The sequence below is a fragment of the Pseudomonas sp. SWRI111 genome, from assembly GCF_014268555.1.
Taxonomy (GTDB): domain Bacteria; phylum Pseudomonadota; class Gammaproteobacteria; order Pseudomonadales; family Pseudomonadaceae; genus Aquipseudomonas; species Aquipseudomonas hamedanensis.
Map to the genome: position 1 here is coordinate 1 of NZ_JABWQQ010000037.1, position 18,068 is coordinate 18,068.

Consider the following 18,068-nt stretch of genomic DNA (forward strand, 5'->3'; position numbering starts at 1 on the left):
AAGAAAAATGCCCGTATCTTGCGATACGGGCATTTTCTTTAACCGGCCAGCAGAATGCTAGGTTTTCACACAGTCTGAACACGACGGGCTTTTTTGTGCCCATTCGATTGGTGGTGATTACCTGTGGCGAGGGTATTGTGGTCTGCGCGCCAAATCGCAGGCAAAAAAAAGCCAGCAATCATGCTGGCTTTGAGGTGTTCGGTACAGCTCAGGACGCGTCTGCGGCCATTTCGGCGTCGTGGGCGATCAAGGACACCAACGCATTTTGCTGACGGTGAGACAGCTGGCGGAAACGTTGCAGCAGCTCGCGCTCGTGCAACGACAGCTCCGGGCTGTCCAGGCGCATGCTCAGCTCTTCGCCCAGTGCGCCTTCCTGAATAAGACTCTGCTCAAGGCGCGCAATGATTTCGGAGTTCATGCTGCGATGGTGATTGCGAGCCACTTCGGCAATGCGCTCACGCATTCCGTCTGGCAGACGTACGACAAACTTGTCAGCCGTACGGCTGGAATAAATTGCCTGTTTCATTGGGCGCATATATTTAACCGGTTAGTTCAGGGGAGCGGTTCTCGGAATTGGCCGCAGGATGTGTGGTAGGACAAGCATCCGCGCCAAATGGTTCAACCTGAATTGTTAAGAGGCGCGCATCATGCCTCAAAATTGCCAGATCATTGGCGTCAATTCTGTGACAAATATTGAGCTGGGTAAAGGCGTAATGCCAGCACCAATCATCAGAAATGCGGACTGGTTTGAAAGTTTCGCTGAGTCCGTGTCGCTGATCGCTTCCTGCTGCACATCAATGGATGCCCGAAGGCGCCAGAACGTGCATGCTATGCGGCTTTTTACCCTGTCTGTTCACTTGTACAGGATAGTGGCAATTTGCCGATTTACTAGGGCGAACACGCGTCAGAGGGCGTTTTCAGGATGGATGGCAAGGTTATTTATCTGATGGGGCCTTCTGGTTCAGGCAAAGACAGCCTGATTGACGCGGCGCGTGAGCCACTGGGGGCGTTGGGTTGCCAAGTGATGCGCGGAGTCATTACCCGCTCAGCGGAGTCGGTGGGCGAAGAGGCGGTTGGGGTGAGCCCGGAAGAGTTTCTGCGCCGTCAGGATGCGGGTGAGTTTTCTTTGGCCTGGGAAGCCAACGGTCTGTCTTATGGCATTCCGGTAGAAATGGACGAACGGCTAAAAAACGGCTTCCACGTGTTGGTCAATGGCTCACGCGCAAACCTGCGACAGGCGATGGAGCGTTATCCGACTCTGGTGCCAATTCTGCTGACTGTCAGGGATGAGGTGTTACGTGAGCGCCTGCTTCGGCGTGGCCGCGAGACCCCTGAGCAAATCGATGCGCGGCTGGCGCGCAATGCGCTGTTCAGGGACCGCAGAGCAACGGATACACCGGTGCATTTGATTGATAATTCCGGCGATCTGGCAGACGCCGTCAAGCAGTTGCTGGGCTTGATCCGGCTTAGCGCAGGACCGGATCGAACTTGATTTTGCGCCCGGCCACCAGCGCCAGCACGAACAACACCGCAAACACGCCGCAGCCAACCAGCGGCAAGGTGATTTCGGTGTCCTCGAACAGCGCAAAATGCATGACGCCACTCAATAAGGCGAGGATCAGAAATCCTGCGGCTGATTTGGACATGCTGTACTCCTGAAGAAGTTTCAAAAAATCAGACGTTCGGTCGTTTGTGTCGAGGCGTGCTCGGACTCGCTGACCACTTGAGCGGTTGAGTTGCCCTGATCGCTCAATACCGCCCACTGCGGCGCCTTCTGCACCTGTAAATAATGCGGCACGCGCTTGGCCAGAGGTTCGGTTGTCTCGGGAACAAAATGAAAGCCCAGCAGAATCGCCAGAGCAATTGCGTTGGCAAGCAAGAGGCTAGTGTTCATGAGCGCAGCTCCGATGTTCTTTATAAGAACAGGCAAAGCAGCCGTCGTGCCAACAGTCTAACCGCTCTGAAGTCCTTTAAAAACAAGCATTTGAGAGGGTTTTCAGCCGGCGTCGGGTTGCAATCTGCATTGATGGCCTTCTACGGCAGTGCAAATTGCACGGTAAATCTTCCCGCAGGATTGCAGGGCGCCTGCCTACACTTAAAAAGCCCTACGGACGACATGACAAAATCAGGCCCTGCCGTTAACATGCACGCCGTCTGTCGCGCCACGTTCCGTGCGCGCTGCGCCCGTGTCTCAGTAGCTCAATTGGATAGAGCATCCCCCTCCTAAGGGGAAGGTTGGCAGTTCGAACCTGCCCTGGGACACCATATTTCATTAGGCTCTCCGCCAAATTCCTCTCAGGTTTCAATCTTCGTGGGTGCATGGCGGGTGCATTAGCGTCGGCGCCCTACGTGTTGTACGTCTGAATTCCTGAACCAGCACGTGACTTCACCCGTCTTAGAAATATAAGATCGCCGGCCCGTGACGTTGACGCATATGTCAACTATCTTCATCTCCACGGCGGATTGCAGATATCTGAGATGAAGCCGACAAAGCCTTTGTGTGGATTTTTCTGCTCAAAGCGAATCGTTGGCCGACTGACCTTCGGCCGAGGAGAAAAAATGACCATTACCCATCTGGTGTACGTTAAGCCGACCGGGGAAAAAGAGCCCGTAACAAGCTTTGACATTCAGCAGATGCGCGCTTCTCTTAACAGTGGGACTGTCACGGTTCCGCGCGGGTTAACCCCCGAGCAGTTGAGGAAGTGGCTGCGAGAGATGGAGAGCAAATGACCTATACCGTCGACTTGAGCGAATATTTTCGGAAAATCTATTTAGGTTTTCCGGAAAAAGATTTCAATTTAGTCGCGGCATTCATCTCTCATGTTGAAAATCATGGCTTGCAAGGCTGGAAAGGCCTTACCAAGTCGAGCGCATTAGTACCTCCCGATTACCCAGATCGGGAGGAGCGCATAGCTTTAGCGAAAGAATTTAACCTCTGGCATAGCCACATTGGCTATCCATTGTGGACCCCGCCGAGGGATGGAAGCAGTTATCCATACACCTCCGATTGGGTTATCCACTATCAGCGCTTCCCGTCGAAAGATCGAATTCGCATCGTGGATTATCGACACCACGACCCGTTCAATCTGCCTAAGCGGGAAGATATGAAATAAACCGGAGGAATCCGGTTTTTTTACGTCCGCAAATCACGAATCCTGAGTACCGTCGTGGTTGAACAATTTGCGTGCCGAGCCGTTGCGCGAATTCCCAGGCCGGCGCCCAGCAGTTCCGTAACACGCTTATGCAGGTCCGCGTCGACCGGGCGGCCTTGATATTTGCCGGCAGCTTTGGCCTTCTCTATACCCTGAGCTTGGCGCTCACGACGCTGCTCATAATCCTTTCGCGCGATCGCAGCCATCATTTCCACCAGCATGGAGTTGATCGCGCCCAGCATTCGGCCGGTGAACTCGTCCCCCTTGGTGTCCCGCATTCCTTGATGGCTCGTCGGCAGGTCGAGCGCAACGATGCGCAAGCCTTTGGAGTCGATCGCAGCCTTGAGCTTCTGCCAATCCTCCACAGGAAGGCGTGAGAGGCGGTCTATCGACTCCACCAGCAAGACGTCACCCTTGCGCGCATCTTTGAGTAGGCGCAACAGCTCAGGCCGATCTGCCGAGGCGCCGCTGGCGTTCTCCAGGTAAACACTCGCTATCACCTTGTTGTGGTCAGTGGCGAATTGCTCAAGCGATGACCGGGCGCGGCCGGCGTCCTGCTCTTCGGTTGATGCTCGGAGATATGCGCGGATGAACATGATGTGTTGTCCGTATCAGTTAAGGTGTTCTACTAATACTGTTGCACTTTGAGTGTTACTTATCAAGCGGGGAGGGCGAATAAACTCGAATTTGTGCGTATCAGCTCAGGCATACCTTGAAAGATCAGTAGAATGTCCGCAGCCCCTCAACCAAGGATGTGATATGCCGCCTGTGTACGCGCCACCAGCCTTCAAGGCTAATTCCTTTACTTGCCTTCACTGTCATACGCTTACCTCGATGTATTGGGGGGAGGTAGGAACCTCAATCAACGGGCGATATATGGACTTACCCTATTACCTTTGTATTTGCGGTCATTGCAACGGAAGGAGCCTTTGGCACGAAGACCCTAAGACCCTGAATCAGGGATACATCATTTTTCCAGCGTCGATATCTGTACCGGAAGCGCATGAAAACCTTCCTCCGGATTGCTTGGATGATTTCGATGAGGCTCGGGAAATATGCGAACGATCGCCCCGCGGCGCGGCCGCTCTGCTGCGCTTGTGTCTCCAAAAGCTGTTGAAGCATTTGGGTGGAAAAGGGGAACATATCGATACGGATATCAAAGCCTTGGTTGCCACGGGGCTAGATAAGCACGTTCAACAGGCACTGGATGTGATCCGTGTGACAGGAAACAATGCAGTCCATCCGCTGGAAATGAATCTCGAGGACGATCCAGATAGCGTGCTTGTACTCTTCGAGATGATCAACTTCATCGTCGAGGAGCGCATCAGCAGGCCTCTCAAAACTCAAAGCCGATTCGCGAATCTTCCTGAGAAAGCTCGTTTGGCAATTGAAAAGCGGGATAAGCCGAAGGTGTAGATGAGAGCAGTTTTGCTCACATTGGATGTGCTCAAAACTGAGCAGATCTCAATGATCCAATTCTGGATCATCGGACCTTCGTTTCAGAGCGAGCTGGGACGGATGTCTGTGCCGTTTTGCGTGCCTGATATCCGGTACTTCTGAACCTCGCCGGCGACAACCTCCGTTGCTGTCTCTTTCACTGGCTGGCCGACCTGCATTGCGCACAAGTCACTGCCATCTTCGTCACCGCCGATGCCGACGATATGTCGACCCGGCTTGACATGGAATTTTGCCACCTCTCCAGTATCCAGGCGGGCCGCTCTTTTCCCATCAATGAGCAAGGTAGCGAAGCATCCGCCCGAGGCCCAAAATCCATTATCACGGCTGACAACGAGCGTCGCACCTCCCGGGGTCTCAGCCTGATAGGCGTAGACGCGATCGGCTGGCACTCGCTTTGCTGATCCAGAATCCACGGGGGTGCTTGAGCACCCAGCAATCAAAGCGATGGCGGCGGCCGCTGGCAAAATCCTGCGCATGATTCGTCCTCAATGTACGGAGGGCTGACTTTACACCAGGTCGATTAGATCTTGTCTTCGGCGTAGATCGACGCCGAGATGATCATTCCGCCCCACCGGCGTTCGCCGATGCAGATCGGTACCGGGTTACCGCTGGCCGTAGTGTTCTTGGCGCTTCCGAAAGCGTAGGACGGGGCGTTTTCGGGGGAGGTACTCTGTTTCAGGCCGGTTGCCTGCGGGCTCAGCATCTGGATCACACCACCCGCTGCGAGCGCGATGCCTGGCGCCAACGTTGCACCATTCGTGAATGGGCTCATGACGATCAGGGCTACACCGAGGATTGTTTGCAGCAGACCGGCGCGTTTGCTGCCGGCGATCACCGGTACGATGCGGATCTCCTTTGCTCCGCCCAGCTTCAGCTCCTGTTCGCCGATGTTCTTTCGGTTGCGGAAAACTGCGAACTCCAGCCCCTTCATTTTCGCGTCAGCGAGGTACTTCGCGAAACCGGGATGGTTGACGTCGATCGCCTTCACGGCTTCCCGGGTGTCGCCGGTGGAGAGTTCGTAAATGTGTTCGCGCCCGAACAGCTTACCGGCCGAGCCGCTCAGCAGAATGCGGGTTTTGGTGCCGTAGTTGGTGGCCATAGCCATGGTTTACTCCTTGGCGCCCTGGGCGCTGTTGTTGGGTACCGCAACGCCCAGTCGGATGGCGAGCAGCGAGCGCGACATTTGCGCCTGGTCGACGGTCACCTGTTCGCGCCTTGGGTCGTAGTTCCAGATCCGGTCATAGATTCCTTGGTAGGCCCTGGCACCGCGAAAGGTACCGCGCAGTAGATCGGCCGACACCCGGGCTTCGTCCTCGGTGAAGAACGGCCCGTCGATGGTGACCTTTTGGCCGTCGCGGACGTGCTGGACGTCCCACACGACATAGCCAGAATCGGGGCCTTGTTTCAGCGAGTAGGGCGAAAAGTTCGTTGTCTTGCAGGCTTCGGCGAAACGCTCCTGATGAGAATTCATCGCTGGCTCCCGGCGCTCGACTTCTGCGCCTCATTGAATACGGCGGTGAGGGAGTCGTGCTCCCGAGCCGAGCCACCACCGGCGGCCTCGGCGCTTAATTCATCCATCAGGTCGCTGATTGCCTTCACGTCACTGTCGGCGTGTGCCTGGCGTGCCTGTTGGCGCAATTTTGCCAGGTCAGTTCTGACGCTCATTGCTGGCCTCCTATTTGTTGGCGAAGCTCTTCGATTGCCTTCTGCAGCTCAGCAACTTCGATCACCCGGGCGACTGCGCCCAGGCCGTCGATGAGCGACTTGCCTTGGTCTGGTGCAAGATGGCCGCCGGCGACTGCGCGCATGATTGAGCGGGCGGCGCTGGGCAGGTCCGTATCGTCGAGTTCGAATAGCACAGGTTCTGAAGTGGGTTTGATCGGCGGTACCAAGCGTTCAAGGATCAGCCGGCAGGCCTGCATATCGCCCTTTTTGGCTGCGGCCAGAATCTTTCGGGTGACGGCTTCGGCACCTTCTGCCAACTTCGCGCGAATGGCCTGGGTTTGGCCTGAGCGCCCGCCAGGGTTGCCGGAATGGCCGGGAGCGAATCGCCCCCCGGCAACCCGGCCCGGTGCCGACTCTGCTGGTGGCAACGGCTTGGCCAATGCTTATGCCCCCTCGCCTTGGATTTGCTTCTTAAGTGCCTCGTCGGCCTCTTCCTCTTCTCGCTTGACCCGCTCTAGGCGCTCTTGGATGCGCTCAATGGTGGATTCTGCCGGACCTTGCACCAGCTCTTTCGCGGCCTCGCCTGCCGCATCAACACGCTCGTCGAGACTGATGCCAGCGTCGGCACTGATCAGGCCAAAGGCTGTCCGGAGCGCGTCTTGTGCGGCGTCTGCCGCTTCTGTCAGGTCGGCGATCTCTTGCGCTTCTCGTGGATTGGCGCGCACCAGGGCCTCCTTGGTGATTCGGGCATACCACTCGCTGCTGACACCGCTCAGTTCGCGAGGGAGGCGAAGTGCGGCGTCAACGTAGGCTTTGTCAGTGCCCGCCAAAAGCGTTGCGTTACGCTCTGGTGGGCTCATGGCTCGCAACTGGGCGGCCAGGGCAAGGTCGATCTGGACGGCGATAGGGTCGTTATCCCGGTACGGCTTAACGGCGGTCACCTTGTCGGCGCGCTCCTTGACCTTTTCCTTGTACTTTTCAAAGTCGCGCTGCAATTGGCCCAGAAGGTACAGCCGATCTTTCGCTGTTGCCCGGATGTCTTCCTGTTTCGCACTATCCGAGCGGCGGGCGTCGTTGATGATGCCCATTGCCGCGATTTGCAGGCCCTCGACGTGACTTCTGGCCTCGCGAGCGACGGCGTAGAGATCTGCAAACGGACCGGTTTCGCGGAATTTCCACATCCCTACCAGGCGGCTTTTGCCACCAGATTCAGCGCGCAGTGTTTTCATCTGAGTTTCTTTCTCCAATTTTGTGAGGTCAGTCTCAGCGCTTCGGCGCAAGGTCTTTAACGTCCACGTCCGCAAGGTCAATCACTCGGAAGTCGACGTAGCCATTACGGCCATGGATGCGATATCCACCTGCTGGGACGGGATCAACGCTGATGCCGAGAGAGCGGGCACGCCGGCGGACGATTTGGCGGATCTCTTCGACACTGCTTTTCATTTGGTCTGGTTCCGCTATGCCGAGAGCGTGTCTGTGGTGGCGATCAGCGGGCGGTTTTCAACGAGCGCGATCAGGAGAGCGCTTGCCTGAACGCTTCCTTGTTCGGCGGCCGAACGCAGGCGGCCCCACGTGGCATTGATTTCGGCGCGGGTCGGTTTGGCTTGTGGGCCACGGGGTTTGGTGGTGCTGGCGCTGACTGACATGATCAATCCTCTGTGAGCTGTTGAAAGCCTTGCAAAGCTCACATTAGGCAGCATCTGGCCGCATATCCAGTTCTTTTAGGGTGCACCTCAGGTGCTACACTTAACAGGACGGAATGGGACTGAAATAGTTGGTTTTGCTGGTCGAGAAGGGAGAATTTTTGTTGCAGTAAGTTGGCGACAGCCAAAGTGATACACGGCTGAACTTTCAACCCAGTCATTCATCCTGCAATGAAGGTTGGGAAAATGCCGTGGAGTGGCGGGACTTCCTCAACTTGAGGAACACCCCCCCAATGGGGGAAGTTGAGCGATCCAACCCCCGTTGGGGGCTGGACCTGACCTCCCATTTCGGTATGGCAGGTGTCGCGACACGTTTTGCGAATTATGAAAACGTGTCGCGTACTCGATGCGCTCAGTTTTGAGCACATCTTCCCCCAGCGGGGTAATACCCCGGATATGAGGGGGTTCGAACTACCGAGAAATCCTCGGCAGTTCGCGGACAGGGCAAAGTGAGAAAATCCCACATCTGTATGAATGGCCCAAAAGTGAGCCAGTCATTTCGTAAATCGAGTCTCTAGCACCTGGCCAGACGCTTCATCGATCCGGCAACTGTAGCCAGCAAAGTTCCCGACCCACAGCGGCTCCTCGTTCGTCACGCCGGTATAGGCATCTACCATTCCCATTCCTATATCTGGAGCGCGCCATAGAAGGTTGCCGGCCCGGTCATAGCAGAATAGGTTTCGAGCTGGGATATCCCTCTCAAAGGCCATCCAGTCGAATGTCACCATCACTCGGTCGTTGATCAGTACCGCTTGAAGGACGGGGTACTTGGCCTCAATGCTAATCCCGTTGCCGAAAATTCGGCTACCTCGAACATCGACTTTCATATCGTTTCTTCCTGTACCTGCTATCACGCTTACCAGAGTCTTCTACCATCCCTATAGTCGCAGACGACCTGCTCTAACCTGCTGTCAGGCGATACTCATTTTGTGGGGACTAACGCACAGTATTTTGGATGATGTCGCTATATCGCTCCTCATAAACACTTTCGAATACGGGCTCGTTTAGTGAATATTGGATCTGGCCAAACATAATGATTAAGTTGTCTGGTATGTCAGGTAGCTTGTTTAAAGATAGCAGGCTTAATATGAGGCCCATTGTAAAAGAGCTATCTATCATGAAAATTATTGTTAAGGTGGTAAGTTTCTTTTTGATTATGACTTCTTTCGAACGTGCGATTATATCTGCATAGATGTCAAATCTAGTGGTCCTTATTTGCTTTATCTCGTACCCATGATAGGTGTCGCTTTCAGTGGCTATAAAATCTGGGAAGGCGTTTTTATAGTGTGCTACTGTTTTATGGTGGTTCAGTAGCCAGGAGAGAACAGCACCTTCTATTTCTGACAGATCTTTCGAATTTAGCGAAATGCTTTCGCGTTTTTTGTTTTCGAAGGATACGTCGCGGACCTCGGTTAGTGTCTCTTGTGATACTTTGGCTGCTAGAAATTCATTGGCATATTTTAAGAAGCTTTCAGGTTTGTACATTAGAAATGTATCTAGTTGGCCTACCCTGCTTGCCTCTTCAATTAGCTCTGTGCGAGGTCCTATAGTTTTTGGGCCCTCAAAATCTATCTGCTGCCACCAGTCTTCTTTAGCGTCATCAGTGATAAATATTAGTTTTTTCTGTTGGCTGTCAGCAGCATGGCTAAGTATCTGAGTCCATACAATATAGTCGCCAAATTTTTTCTTGTAGGTCAGCCCGTTGTGGTGAAAGTCATCGGGGCCGTCCTTGTCTTTGTCACTGTCCTTGTATCCTGGTGGTATTTTTAATTTATACCTGGCTTCCGCTTCCTTGTTTTTTTTGTCTACGTCCTCTTGTGACGCGAAAGCTGCGCCAACTTTTCCATCGAAGATATCTTCGATTCTTGTTTTTATAGGGTCGGGTGCTGTGAGCGTTTGCTGGCTCTCTTGAAGTTTGTCCAGCTCAGCCAGAAAATTTGAAGTAAGATTTTCAAATCCAGTTGTCAATGGTTCTGGATTGATCAAAGCATGTCTTTTAGTGAGTTGCAGGTTGTTAATGCTATTTGCAAGGTCGGTCTTTGCTTTTTCAACGACTTTCCGAATATCGGAAAAACGGCGGCCTTGTGCCGCAATTACTGTAAGTCGGTTGCGCTGAAATTCCAGAGCAACGTGGTGTGGTATCCATATGCGCTCAGCTAGTTTGTCTAAGGTTTCGAGCAGCTCCTCACGAGTGCGCTCGTGGTATCGATATAAATTGAGAAGCACATTGGTATCGAAAACGAAGAGAGCAGTTTTCCACGTTTCGGCTTGATCGGCAGATGCTGCGTAATCGTACTGCGGAAAGAGTCCCTTCATGTGCCCTCCAGGCAAGTGACACCCATGTGAGTGGGTGGCCATTGAAATGGCATCATCTTGCAGGCTTTTCGTACGATTGTCGAAAGGCGCCAGCAGTAAAGATGCATCCCGATCCGCGAAATCAGCCTGACACGGTCAGCTAAGCAATTCCCTGCCTGATAAAATCTAGGTTCTCGTCCAGTGTGGAGAGCGCGCCGCGCACGTTCTCTGCTACGTCCGCAGAGCCGCGCTGTTCCACCCAATTGGAAAGTTCCTCAACGGCAGCGCTCAAGGCGATCTAGTTTTGATTCAGTGCATTCAGCAGGCCGGCGATCAGTGTGTTGTTCATTTCATCCATTCGTGTGAGCTTGAATGGTAGCAGGCAGTAGGCGAGGTGATGCCTCCGGGCAAAGCCTAAATCAGATCACGGTAGATCTTCCGCTGGCGCTTGATCAGTGAGACCAAACCGTCTCACTGAGACCTAAACGTCACACGTCCCGTTATTTCACTGTATGCGCGGAACTAGACAGTGGTTTTCGTTAGATAAGTGAAATTTACTTAAGTTTGAGTGCATTGCCGAGATGCGAGCGACGGTGCTCGCATCTCTTCCTTAATTCGAAGCACTGGATCAAGCGAGTCAAAAAAAACTACCTACCAGCCGTAAGTTATTTTGCTTTAGGAGCTAAACTCGCGAGTGACTTACTGATCTCTATAAATTGATTTTTTTCCAGTTCTATTTTTTTTAGCTCTATAGTGGATTGTCCTTTTTCTAAAATGTGATTTCTTTCGGTTTCTACAAAGTTTAATAATATTTTATGGGTTGTGTCTTGACGCTCAAGTTTTGCTGAGGTTATCAGTGATATGTATTTTGATTCCAGGTTGGTAAGTTCGTTTTGGAAGTACTTCATCTCTTCGAGATTCGATTTGTAGAGGCGTAAAAAGAAAAAAGCAAGGACTTCAATAGATAGGACTAGAGCTGTGCGAGTGACATATTTTAAAGTTTGTTCTAGCTCAGAGTCAGGTGCGTTAGCGGGAGCAGCTACAGAGCTGGTAATTAAGTTGAGAATATTGGCAGTTTCCGGGAATATGAAAAATGATAGAGTGCCAATGCCGATCAAGGCCATCGTAACGCCCGCTACCAGGTTGAGATTCCCACGTCTCGCAATAGCATCAATTTCTACTTCGATTCTAAAAGTCGACTCTCTTCGTGCTGATTTTATGTCTTCAATAATAGGGGATAGTAAATTTTCAGAACTAATTTTTTCGTTTAGTTCGGAAAGTAAGTTCTGATGGGCGCAGTCTTTGATTGTTTCGGCAAACTCTGTCGTTAACTTTGAGTTTTCCCCAGAGATTATTATGTGTTTTAAGTTTTCGATCTCTACTTTTAGGTCTTCTATCTCGTCACTCGTATAATTTTCATTTTGAATGCGATAGCTAATAATTTCCTCATCAATTGCATCAATGCGTTCCTGATCTTTGAAGCCTGTTTGCAAATACCAGAATATCGTATGAGCTGCACCAGCTATCAGAAATAAGGAACCTATAAGTAGATATCCTTCGACGTCCGGGTCGGTTTTGGTTGCGTATATTTTATTGAGAACTGCGTAAGCTACAAGCGGAATGCCAATTACAGCGGTCACAGTGGCTATGACTATTCTTTGTCGCTTGGTTCTTTCCAGCGCTATTAATTTTTCGTTCTTTACATTTTCGTTGAATGCGGTTGGTTCATTCATTACGGCCCATATCCTTGGAGGTTAAGTGGTTCTGTGGCTGGCATTCTGCCAGCCTCTCACGATACCGTCTCCTGAGATCGCGCGTTTAGCTCCGGTATGTTCAATCCAATGCTCTCAGCGTGGGGGACATTGTTGCGTTCGCCTCTTGCGTTACCACTCACAAAGGTGTAATATCAGCTCCATCGTGAGTGGTAACGAGGTGGGTATGAAGGGGCGGGAAAAAACAAAGCAGCCGCTATCGGCAGCAGATCGCCAAAGGCTTTTCAAAGAGCGCCAACGCGAAGCTGGATTTAGACACACAACGGTATGGATTCACACAGAAACAGAGGAGGAGGGTAGGCAGGCAGCGCGGGATGGCAAGCCACTCAAACCGATGGGCACGAAAGACCCCTTGAGCTGGGCGGCAGGCTGGATCAGTGAGAAAGGTAAGCAGTAAATACCCCTGATTGCGGGTATTTAAATGTGGGGAAATCCCACTTTGAAAGGTGCCAAGCCGCTGCGTCAACAGCGGCTTGGCGATCACACGACGACGCTTAGAGGCACACGTCATGCAACTTAAACAGAATACCATCCAAATTTTGGACACGCACGGCCAGGTCATCACCACCATGGTGCTGCCGGCCACCATCAAGCTGGCTCAGTTGGCACCACTTAAGATCCTCGGCGATATCAGCGTGAAGGTTCTGCCAGGCGCCGCTCCATTCCGGGGGATCTGCGTAGGGGGTGCACGGCCTCGATGATCGCGAAAGGGAAGCCGATGGACGCTAAAACGCTTGCGGCCGCGCGCCCAAGTCACTACATAGGACTTCGCCCCCGCAGCCGTCACTCGCACGAATAGCCCGGTGATGATGGTATCGTAGACCTCATACTCCCGGCCGGTGACTTGCAGGCCGGCAAGCAGCTTGGCCGTTACCTTCTCTTTCACTTTGTTCCCATGGGTGCAGGGTGGGTGCAAAAAGAACTATACGGGGCCGTTTTTACGGACGCAACCGGACGCAAAACCCTTGATTATCGGGGTTTGTCCAAGCGGGCTGGGTGCCGAATTATCCCTCCTAAGGGGAAGGTTGCAGGTTCGAACCCCGCCTGGGACACCATTCATTCCGCACCTGAAAGCCCCGTCGCCATCACTGGCGACGGGGCTTTTTTGCATGGCGCGCAGGCGACGAACTGCTGTGGCGGATCGCCAGATCTGTGCCTTACTTTTTCGCTCGCGGGGGAGGAGAGCCAATGATGCGACGTCGCGGTGCCCAGTATTGGTTGTGGACCAACAGCCGTTTAGCGCTGCACAGCCATGAAGAAGTGTTGAACAACGGCTGGCAGATCGAAGTGCAGGTGCGTATCAGTCCCGCTGGCGTGACGCAGGTGTTTGTCGGCGTTTACACGCAGGAGGGGCGGGCGCTCGCTGAGGAGTTTCACGACCGAGGCGACGAGGTGTGCTGTGCGCTGTCATTGCGCTGGGGCACCCAGCGCGCGCGTGAGATCGTGCTCGATCACCAGGCATTTGTCGCGCCGCACCGCACGCAGTGTGTTCTCAGCACCGTGGTGACCGATCCGCTGGTGCTGGCGCTGCGTCGGATGGACATGAACGATGGCGAGCGGCTGAAGCTCAAGGCGGCTGATGCCTGGTCGGAATACCTTGAGGCCAAGGCGGCCGTGCTGGCGTTGATGCGGCGTACGCGCATCGATCCCGATGTCTGGGCCGACAGCAAGGCGCGTCTGCAGCAGGCGATCGATCGTCGGGTCTGCATTCAACGCGCCTATCTGCGTTGAGCGTCGTTACAGCAACTGCGAGCGGCGCAGGGCGTCGATGGCCTCGATCAGGTCATCGTAAGCCACCGGTTTGCCCAAGTGCTGATTGAACCCGGCTTCGCGGGATTTCTGCACATCGCTTTGGGTGCCGTAGCCTGTCAGGGCGATGGCCGGGACGTTTTTCACCATTGGTAATTTGCGCAGCGCGTCCATCAGCTCATAGCCGCTCATCACCGGCATGCCCAGGTCGGAGATGATCAGGTCGAATCGGGTGTTTTCGGCGGCTTTCAAGGCGGCCACCGGATGATCGAACGCGGTGACCGTGGCGTCTTCCATTTCCAGCAGCATTTTCAGGGTGTCGAGTACTTGCGGCGAATCATCCACCAGCAGGATATTGAGGCCGTCGAGCTTGCCGGATGCCGGTTCGATCTGCGGTGCCTCGGCGGTTTCGATGTTCTGCGCCAACGGCAGGCACACGGTGAAGGTGCAGCCGGCGCCCAGTCCCGGCGAGCTCACCAGAACCGTGCCGTGTTGCGCCTCGGTCAGTTGCCGCACCAATGACAAACCGATGCCTAGCCCTTGACGCTGATGATGGGTGTGTTGCTTCTCCGCCTGGCCGAACAGGTCGAAAACATGTTCGAGATTGTCGGCTGCGATGCCAACACCGTTGTCCTTGATCGCCAGTTTTGCCATGTGCCCGGCCTTGCTGGCGATCAGTTCGATGCGCCCGGTCGGGGGGGTGAACTTCAGCGCGTTGTTCATCAGGTTCCAGATGATCTGTTCCACCCGGGTCGGGTCGGCATGGATGATCAGCGGCTCTGTCGGCAATTGCAGCTCGACTCGCGTGGCGTGCTGCTCGTTCAGCACCACGGTATGAATGTCGCGCAGCACGGCGCTGAGATCGACGTGAGTCATTTGCAGTTTGAGCTTGCCGGTGCGCACGCGCGCCACGTCGAGCAAATCATCGATGATCCGTGCCTGGCTGTTGACTGCGTCACAGATGGTATTGACGGCCTTGGTCGCCGGCCCAGCTGTGCGAATCATCGGCAGGCGACGCAACAGCTCGGCGTTGAGCTGAATCAGATTCAATGGATGCTTGAGTTCGTGGGACATCACCGCGAAGAATTCATCGCGCAGGGAAATGCTGTTGCGCGTCTGCAACAGTTCCTTGCTCTGCTCGTCCTGCTGGCGTTTGTGCCCGGTCAGGTCGCGGGCGATCTTGACGTAGCCTTGCAGGTAATCGCCACTGAGCAGGGTGACTTCGCCGCTGCAGAAGAAGCGGCTGCCATCCTTGCGCTGATGCCAGCGCTCGTCTTCGGCGCGCCCTTGCGCCCGGGCCGTGGACAGCTCGCATTCAGGCATGCCGGCGGCGCGGTCTTCAGAGGTGAAAATGAAATCGTAAAACGCGCCCTCGGCCTCGGCCTTGCTGTAGCCGAAAATCAGCTCGGCGCCTTTGTTCCAGCTGGTAATCACGCCTAATTCGTCAAGAATGATGATCGCGTAGTCGCGGGTGCTCTCGGCGACCAGGCGCATGCGCTCTTCGCCCAGGCGCAGTTCTTCCTCGGCGGCGCGGCGTTTGGTGATGTCGATGAAGGTCAGCACGGTGCCATCGATATGGTCTTCGCTGGAGCGATACGGCAGCAGGCGGGCGATGTACCAGCGGTTATCAGTGCTGTTGACCTCGCGTTCGATCATGCTCAGCGACTCGAACACCTGCGCCGCGTCTTCGGCCAGGTTGGCGTAGTTGAGCCGATGGGTGATATCGAGTAGCGAGCGTCCGGTGTCCACCGGCAGCATGCTGAAAATATCCGTGGCCCGCGGGGTGAACCACTTGATGCGCATGCTGCGGTCGACGAACACCGTGGCGATGTCGGTAGAGGCAATCAGGTTGGTCAGGTAATCGTTGATCTTGTCGGTTTCTTCGACCTTGGTCTTGAGCTCGTAATTGACCGTCAGCAGCTCTTCATTGATCGATTGCAGCTCTTCCTTACTGGTCTCCAGCTCTTCGGTGGCCGAGCGCAACTCTTCGTTGATCGCCTGCATTTCTTCGTTGGAGGCCTTGAGCTCTTCGCTGGAAACCTCCGATTGTTCGATGGTGTCTTGCAGATGCAGCTTGGTGCGTTGCAGTTCGCGTTCCAGGTTCGACAGCACCTGGCTTTCGGTTTGCAGCAGCGTGGTGGTGGCGAATTCGTCGGGGTCGATTTCGGTTTCTTCGAAAATCACCAGCACGCATTCGCTGTCGGACTCTTCGTCCTTGTACGGCTGCGCGATCAGATCGACGCGGAACTGGCGGTCTTCACGCTTGAGTATCACCTCGCGCGAGCGCACGGTGAGGTTGCTCTGTTGCACCTGAAACAGCGTGGTGCGAATTTCCAGGCGCAGTTCCGGCAGGATCAGCGTCAGTACGTTGCGCGACAATTCACCGCCGACATGGCGCAGAAAACGCCCGGCGCTTTCGCTCATGTGCAGGATATCGGCGTTGCTGTCGACAATGATGCTCGGCGGCGCCGAACGTTCGATGGCGCGTCGATGAATGTCGGCGAAGGACAGCTTGGGTTGTTCGCTCGGCTTGGTCTGCGCAGGCGTCACGCTGTTGCGCACGTAACCGCCGCGGGGCATGGTCGGGGTGCGGCGGCTGTTCGGCGTACCGGTCCTGGCGCGGAAGATACGATTACGTTTGTCCACCGGGGCGAACAGTTCATGGCAGGCGTCAGCGCTTTCCGAGGTGCCGAGAAACAGAAAGCCACCCGGTCGCAGGGCAAAGTGAAACAATTGCAGGATTTCGCGCTGGACTTCGCGATCCAGATAGATCAGCAGATTGCGACAGCTAATCAGGTCGATCTGCGAGAAGGGCGGATCGGATAACAGGCTGTGTTTGGCGAACAGGACTTTTTCGCGGATTTCCTTACGGATCCGGTAATGCTCATCGTCCTTGACGAAATAATGCCGCAAGCGCGTCGGCGGAACGTCGGTGACAATGGCTTGCGGATACAGGCCGGCACGGCCGACGGCGATCGCGCGTTCATCGATGTCCGTGGCGAAGACTTGCAGGTTGGCCTTGCTGCTTTGCACCTGCAACTGGTCGTCGAGCAGAATCGCCAGGCTATAGGCCTCTTCGCCCGTCGAGCAACCGGCCGACCAGATACGTACTTCCTCCTTGTCATTGGAGTCCGCCACCGCTTGCACCAATTGCGGCAGCACGTCGCGCTCCAGCGCTTCGAAGGCTTCGCGGTCGCGGAAGAAATTGGTCACCCCGATCAGCATGTCGCCGAGCAAGGCCTTGGCTTCATCCGGGGTATTTTGCAGATAGGCATGGTATTGCGAAAGGTCGGCCTGGGCTGTGACCTGCATGCGCCGCTCGATGCGGCGCAGCACGGTCGCACGCTTGTAATGTTTGAAGTCGTGACCGGTGCTGCTGCGCAGGTGGATCAGAATATCGTGCAGACGTTGTTCGGCGAGGGTCGCTTCGTGTTCGTTGGCCGGTTTCAAGGCTTTCAGATCCGGATCGTTGGCGCAGGGCAATTTAATGACTTGGGAATTGCGCCACAACTCCATGAGTTTTTGTGGCATGTCGACCACCGGCAACACCAGGTCGGCCATGCGCGTTTCGATGGCGGCGCGCGGCATGCCGTCGAATTCGGCGTCTTCCGGCACTTGCACCAGCGTCACGCCGCCCTGTTCCTTGATCCGCGACAGGCCGACCGCGCCGTCGGAACCGGTGCCCGACAGCACCACGCAGAAAGCCCGTTCACGGTGCACATCGGCGAGGTCGCGGAAGAACAGGTCGATGGCCGTGTGGCGGGCCAGTGGCGAGCCGGCGTCGCTGACGCGTAAATAGCCATCACTCATCGACAAGGACTTCGCTGGGGAAATCACATACACCCGGTTTTTTTCAATCGGCATGGGCTGGGTCACCTGCACCACCGGCATGCGCGTCGATTCCTGGATGATATTGTCGGCAATGCTTTGATGGTCCGGAGACAGATGCAGAATGATTACAAACGCCATGCCGGTGTCTTGGGGCATGTTGTCGAAAAACAGTTTGATCGCCTGCAAGCCGCCCGCAGAGGCGCCGATGCCGACCACCGGGAAATCCAGATGGCTGGGGCTCACGCCTTTGCGCTCAGGCGCTGCACGCGAGGAAGGTGTTTTCGAGGTCATGACTTCGAGCCTTTGACGGCGACACGTCAGGTCGCGAGTGGATCATAAATCGCACGGGTAACTGCGCAGGATAATCCTGTTTGCCGATTTTTTCCTTCCACAGTTTGCTCGGCGCGATTGCCGGCTGTTTCTGGGTGGACCCTGTCGAAGGC

The 18,068-nt window shown here is 54.8% G+C and carries 23 protein-coding genes and 1 tRNA gene; 8 read left to right on the forward strand and 16 right to left on the reverse strand.

Going from position 1 to position 18,068, the window contains the following annotated elements:
- Nucleotides 1-208 precede the first annotated feature (208 nt).
- Complete coding sequence (locus tag HU755_RS25945; RefSeq protein ID WP_010226671.1) at nucleotides 209-535, reverse strand: Arc family DNA-binding protein; 327 nt, start codon at nucleotides 533-535, stop codon at nucleotides 209-211.
- Between the two features lie 387 nt (nucleotides 536-922).
- Here HU755_RS25945 and phnN point away from each other — a divergent pair, with 387 nt between their 5' ends.
- Nucleotides 923-1,492 (forward strand): phosphonate metabolism protein/1,5-bisphosphokinase (PRPP-forming) PhnN, encoded by a 570-nt coding sequence (phnN, locus tag HU755_RS25950; RefSeq protein WP_186637938.1) that lies wholly within the window; start codon nucleotides 923-925, stop codon nucleotides 1,490-1,492.
- Here phnN and HU755_RS25955 read toward each other — a convergent pair.
- Complete coding sequence (locus HU755_RS25955; RefSeq protein ID WP_186552340.1) at nucleotides 1,467-1,646, reverse strand: PA3371 family protein; 180 nt, start codon at nucleotides 1,644-1,646, stop codon at nucleotides 1,467-1,469. The two genes, phnN and HU755_RS25955, sit on opposite strands and share 26 nt — an antisense overlap.
- Before the next feature lie 20 nt (nucleotides 1,647-1,666).
- Complete coding sequence (locus HU755_RS25960; protein WP_186637941.1) at nucleotides 1,667-1,894, reverse strand: hypothetical protein; 228 nt, start codon at nucleotides 1,892-1,894, stop codon at nucleotides 1,667-1,669.
- A gap of 294 nt (nucleotides 1,895-2,188) precedes the next feature.
- Between HU755_RS25960 and HU755_RS25965 the strand changes: the two genes are divergently transcribed.
- From HU755_RS25965 to HU755_RS25975, 3 genes are all read left to right on the forward strand, one after another.
- Nucleotides 2,189-2,265, forward strand: a tRNA-Arg gene (locus HU755_RS25965).
- 294 nt (nucleotides 2,266-2,559) lie between these two features.
- Entirely contained in the window at nucleotides 2,560-2,730 is a 171-nt protein-coding gene (locus HU755_RS25970) for a hypothetical protein (protein ID WP_186637944.1), read from the forward strand.
- The gene (locus HU755_RS25975) at nucleotides 2,727-3,113 is read left to right on the forward strand and encodes a hypothetical protein (protein WP_186637947.1); all 387 of its coding nucleotides are present in this window, start codon (nucleotides 2,727-2,729) and stop codon (nucleotides 3,111-3,113) included. Before HU755_RS25970 ends, HU755_RS25975 begins: the two co-directional genes overlap by 4 nt.
- Before the next feature lie 20 nt (nucleotides 3,114-3,133).
- Here HU755_RS25975 and HU755_RS25980 read toward each other — a convergent pair whose 3' ends face one another.
- On the reverse strand, nucleotides 3,134-3,748 hold the full coding sequence (locus HU755_RS25980) for a recombinase family protein (RefSeq protein WP_186637949.1): 615 nt from the start codon (nucleotides 3,746-3,748) through the stop codon (nucleotides 3,134-3,136).
- 280 nt (nucleotides 3,749-4,028) lie between these two features.
- Here HU755_RS25980 and HU755_RS25985 point away from each other — a divergent pair, with 280 nt between their 5' ends.
- Nucleotides 4,029-4,568 (forward strand): DUF4145 domain-containing protein, encoded by a 540-nt coding sequence (locus HU755_RS25985; RefSeq protein WP_238350048.1) that lies wholly within the window; start codon nucleotides 4,029-4,031, stop codon nucleotides 4,566-4,568.
- A gap of 83 nt (nucleotides 4,569-4,651) precedes the next feature.
- Here HU755_RS25985 and HU755_RS25990 read toward each other — a convergent pair whose 3' ends face one another.
- From HU755_RS25990 to HU755_RS26040, 11 genes are all read right to left on the reverse strand, one after another.
- Entirely contained in the window at nucleotides 4,652-5,086 is a 435-nt protein-coding gene (locus HU755_RS25990; RefSeq protein ID WP_186637953.1) for a hypothetical protein, read from the reverse strand.
- A 44-nt stretch (nucleotides 5,087-5,130) separates the two neighbouring features.
- Nucleotides 5,131-5,715: a tail assembly protein gene (locus HU755_RS25995; RefSeq protein ID WP_186637955.1), complete on the reverse strand. Its 585-nt coding sequence runs from the start codon at nucleotides 5,713-5,715 to the stop codon at nucleotides 5,131-5,133.
- A 3-nt stretch (nucleotides 5,716-5,718) separates the two neighbouring features.
- Nucleotides 5,719-6,081, reverse strand: coding sequence for a hypothetical protein (locus HU755_RS26000; protein ID WP_186637956.1), 363 nt, complete (start codon nucleotides 6,079-6,081; stop codon nucleotides 5,719-5,721).
- Nucleotides 6,078-6,275 carry a hypothetical protein gene (locus HU755_RS26005; RefSeq protein ID WP_186637957.1) on the reverse strand — a complete coding sequence of 66 codons (198 nt, stop codon included), beginning with the start codon at nucleotides 6,273-6,275 and terminating at the stop codon, nucleotides 6,078-6,080. The genes HU755_RS26000 and HU755_RS26005 overlap by 4 nt, the downstream gene beginning before the upstream one ends.
- Nucleotides 6,272-6,715 carry a DUF5681 domain-containing protein gene (locus HU755_RS26010; protein ID WP_238350049.1) on the reverse strand — a complete coding sequence of 148 codons (444 nt, stop codon included), beginning with the start codon at nucleotides 6,713-6,715 and terminating at the stop codon, nucleotides 6,272-6,274. The genes HU755_RS26005 and HU755_RS26010 overlap by 4 nt, the downstream gene beginning before the upstream one ends.
- 3 nt (nucleotides 6,716-6,718) lie before the next feature.
- Entirely contained in the window at nucleotides 6,719-7,504 is a 786-nt protein-coding gene (locus tag HU755_RS26015; protein WP_186637959.1) for a hypothetical protein, read from the reverse strand.
- Between the two features lie 34 nt (nucleotides 7,505-7,538).
- Nucleotides 7,539-7,718: a hypothetical protein gene (locus HU755_RS26020; protein ID WP_186637960.1), complete on the reverse strand. Its 180-nt coding sequence runs from the start codon at nucleotides 7,716-7,718 to the stop codon at nucleotides 7,539-7,541.
- A 14-nt stretch (nucleotides 7,719-7,732) separates the two neighbouring features.
- A complete protein-coding gene (locus tag HU755_RS26025) occupies nucleotides 7,733-7,921 on the reverse strand; it encodes a hypothetical protein (RefSeq protein ID WP_186637961.1) in 189 nt (62 codons plus the stop codon).
- 551 nt (nucleotides 7,922-8,472) lie between these two features.
- Nucleotides 8,473-8,805, reverse strand: coding sequence for a hypothetical protein (locus HU755_RS26030; RefSeq protein ID WP_186637962.1), 333 nt, complete (start codon nucleotides 8,803-8,805; stop codon nucleotides 8,473-8,475).
- 109 nt (nucleotides 8,806-8,914) lie between these two features.
- Complete coding sequence (locus HU755_RS26035) at nucleotides 8,915-10,294, reverse strand: PIN-like domain-containing protein (RefSeq protein WP_186637963.1); 1,380 nt, start codon at nucleotides 10,292-10,294, stop codon at nucleotides 8,915-8,917.
- Between the two features lie 644 nt (nucleotides 10,295-10,938).
- On the reverse strand, nucleotides 10,939-12,006 hold the full coding sequence (locus tag HU755_RS26040) for a hypothetical protein (protein WP_186637964.1): 1,068 nt from the start codon (nucleotides 12,004-12,006) through the stop codon (nucleotides 10,939-10,941).
- 205 nt (nucleotides 12,007-12,211) lie between these two features.
- Between HU755_RS26040 and HU755_RS27590 the strand changes: the two genes are divergently transcribed.
- The 3 genes from HU755_RS27590 to HU755_RS26050 all read left to right on the forward strand — a co-directional run bounded on the left by HU755_RS27590 (nucleotide 12,212) and on the right by HU755_RS26050 (nucleotide 13,776).
- On the forward strand, nucleotides 12,212-12,442 hold the full coding sequence (locus tag HU755_RS27590) for a hypothetical protein (protein ID WP_238350050.1): 231 nt from the start codon (nucleotides 12,212-12,214) through the stop codon (nucleotides 12,440-12,442).
- 112 nt (nucleotides 12,443-12,554) lie between these two features.
- Nucleotides 12,555-12,746: a hypothetical protein gene (locus tag HU755_RS26045; RefSeq protein WP_186637966.1), complete on the forward strand. Its 192-nt coding sequence runs from the start codon at nucleotides 12,555-12,557 to the stop codon at nucleotides 12,744-12,746.
- A gap of 490 nt (nucleotides 12,747-13,236) precedes the next feature.
- Nucleotides 13,237-13,776: a hypothetical protein gene (locus HU755_RS26050; protein WP_186637980.1), complete on the forward strand. Its 540-nt coding sequence runs from the start codon at nucleotides 13,237-13,239 to the stop codon at nucleotides 13,774-13,776.
- Nucleotides 13,777-13,782: 6 nt separating this feature from the next.
- Here HU755_RS26050 and HU755_RS26055 read toward each other — a convergent pair whose 3' ends face one another.
- Complete coding sequence (locus HU755_RS26055; protein ID WP_186637968.1) at nucleotides 13,783-17,916, reverse strand: CheR family methyltransferase; 4,134 nt, start codon at nucleotides 17,914-17,916, stop codon at nucleotides 13,783-13,785.
- Nucleotides 17,917-18,068 lie beyond the last annotated feature (152 nt).

Excerpts from the sequence above, each read along its gene's own strand:
- HU755_RS26000 (WP_186637956.1), bottom strand. The coding sequence starts at position 6,081 with ATGAATTCTCATCAGGAGCGTTTCGCCGAAGCCTGCAAGACAACGAAC.
- HU755_RS25985 (WP_238350048.1), top strand. The coding sequence starts at position 4,029 with ATGGACTTACCCTATTACCTTTGTATTTGCGGTCATTGCAACGGAAGG.
- HU755_RS25980 (WP_186637949.1), bottom strand. The coding sequence starts at position 3,748 with ATGTTCATCCGCGCATATCTCCGAGCATCAACCGAAGAGCAGGACGCC.
- HU755_RS27590 (WP_238350050.1), top strand. The coding sequence starts at position 12,212 with ATGAAGGGGCGGGAAAAAACAAAGCAGCCGCTATCGGCAGCAGATCGC.
- HU755_RS25995 (WP_186637955.1), bottom strand. The coding sequence starts at position 5,715 with ATGGCTATGGCCACCAACTACGGCACCAAAACCCGCATTCTGCTGAGC.
- HU755_RS26045 (WP_186637966.1), top strand. The coding sequence starts at position 12,555 with ATGCAACTTAAACAGAATACCATCCAAATTTTGGACACGCACGGCCAG.
- HU755_RS25975 (WP_186637947.1), top strand. The coding sequence starts at position 2,727 with ATGACCTATACCGTCGACTTGAGCGAATATTTTCGGAAAATCTATTTA.
- HU755_RS25960 (WP_186637941.1), bottom strand. The coding sequence starts at position 1,894 with ATGAACACTAGCCTCTTGCTTGCCAACGCAATTGCTCTGGCGATTCTG.
- HU755_RS26015 (WP_186637959.1), bottom strand. The coding sequence starts at position 7,504 with ATGAAAACACTGCGCGCTGAATCTGGTGGCAAAAGCCGCCTGGTAGGG.
- phnN (WP_186637938.1), top strand. The coding sequence starts at position 923 with ATGGATGGCAAGGTTATTTATCTGATGGGGCCTTCTGGTTCAGGCAAA.
- HU755_RS26035 (WP_186637963.1), bottom strand. The coding sequence starts at position 10,294 with ATGAAGGGACTCTTTCCGCAGTACGATTACGCAGCATCTGCCGATCAA.
- HU755_RS26020 (WP_186637960.1), bottom strand. The coding sequence starts at position 7,718 with ATGAAAAGCAGTGTCGAAGAGATCCGCCAAATCGTCCGCCGGCGTGCC.
- HU755_RS26050 (WP_186637980.1), top strand. The coding sequence starts at position 13,237 with ATGCGACGTCGCGGTGCCCAGTATTGGTTGTGGACCAACAGCCGTTTA.
- HU755_RS26040 (WP_186637964.1), bottom strand. The coding sequence starts at position 12,006 with ATGAATGAACCAACCGCATTCAACGAAAATGTAAAGAACGAAAAATTA.
- HU755_RS25945 (WP_010226671.1), bottom strand. The coding sequence starts at position 535 with ATGCGCCCAATGAAACAGGCAATTTATTCCAGCCGTACGGCTGACAAG.
- HU755_RS26005 (WP_186637957.1), bottom strand. The coding sequence starts at position 6,275 with ATGAGCGTCAGAACTGACCTGGCAAAATTGCGCCAACAGGCACGCCAG.
- HU755_RS25970 (WP_186637944.1), top strand. The coding sequence starts at position 2,560 with ATGACCATTACCCATCTGGTGTACGTTAAGCCGACCGGGGAAAAAGAG.
- HU755_RS26055 (WP_186637968.1), bottom strand. The coding sequence starts at position 17,916 with ATGACCTCGAAAACACCTTCCTCGCGTGCAGCGCCTGAGCGCAAAGGC.
- HU755_RS25955 (WP_186552340.1), bottom strand. The coding sequence starts at position 1,646 with ATGTCCAAATCAGCCGCAGGATTTCTGATCCTCGCCTTATTGAGTGGC.
- HU755_RS26025 (WP_186637961.1), bottom strand. The coding sequence starts at position 7,921 with ATGTCAGTCAGCGCCAGCACCACCAAACCCCGTGGCCCACAAGCCAAA.
- HU755_RS25990 (WP_186637953.1), bottom strand. The coding sequence starts at position 5,086 with ATGCGCAGGATTTTGCCAGCGGCCGCCGCCATCGCTTTGATTGCTGGG.
- HU755_RS26030 (WP_186637962.1), bottom strand. The coding sequence starts at position 8,805 with ATGAAAGTCGATGTTCGAGGTAGCCGAATTTTCGGCAACGGGATTAGC.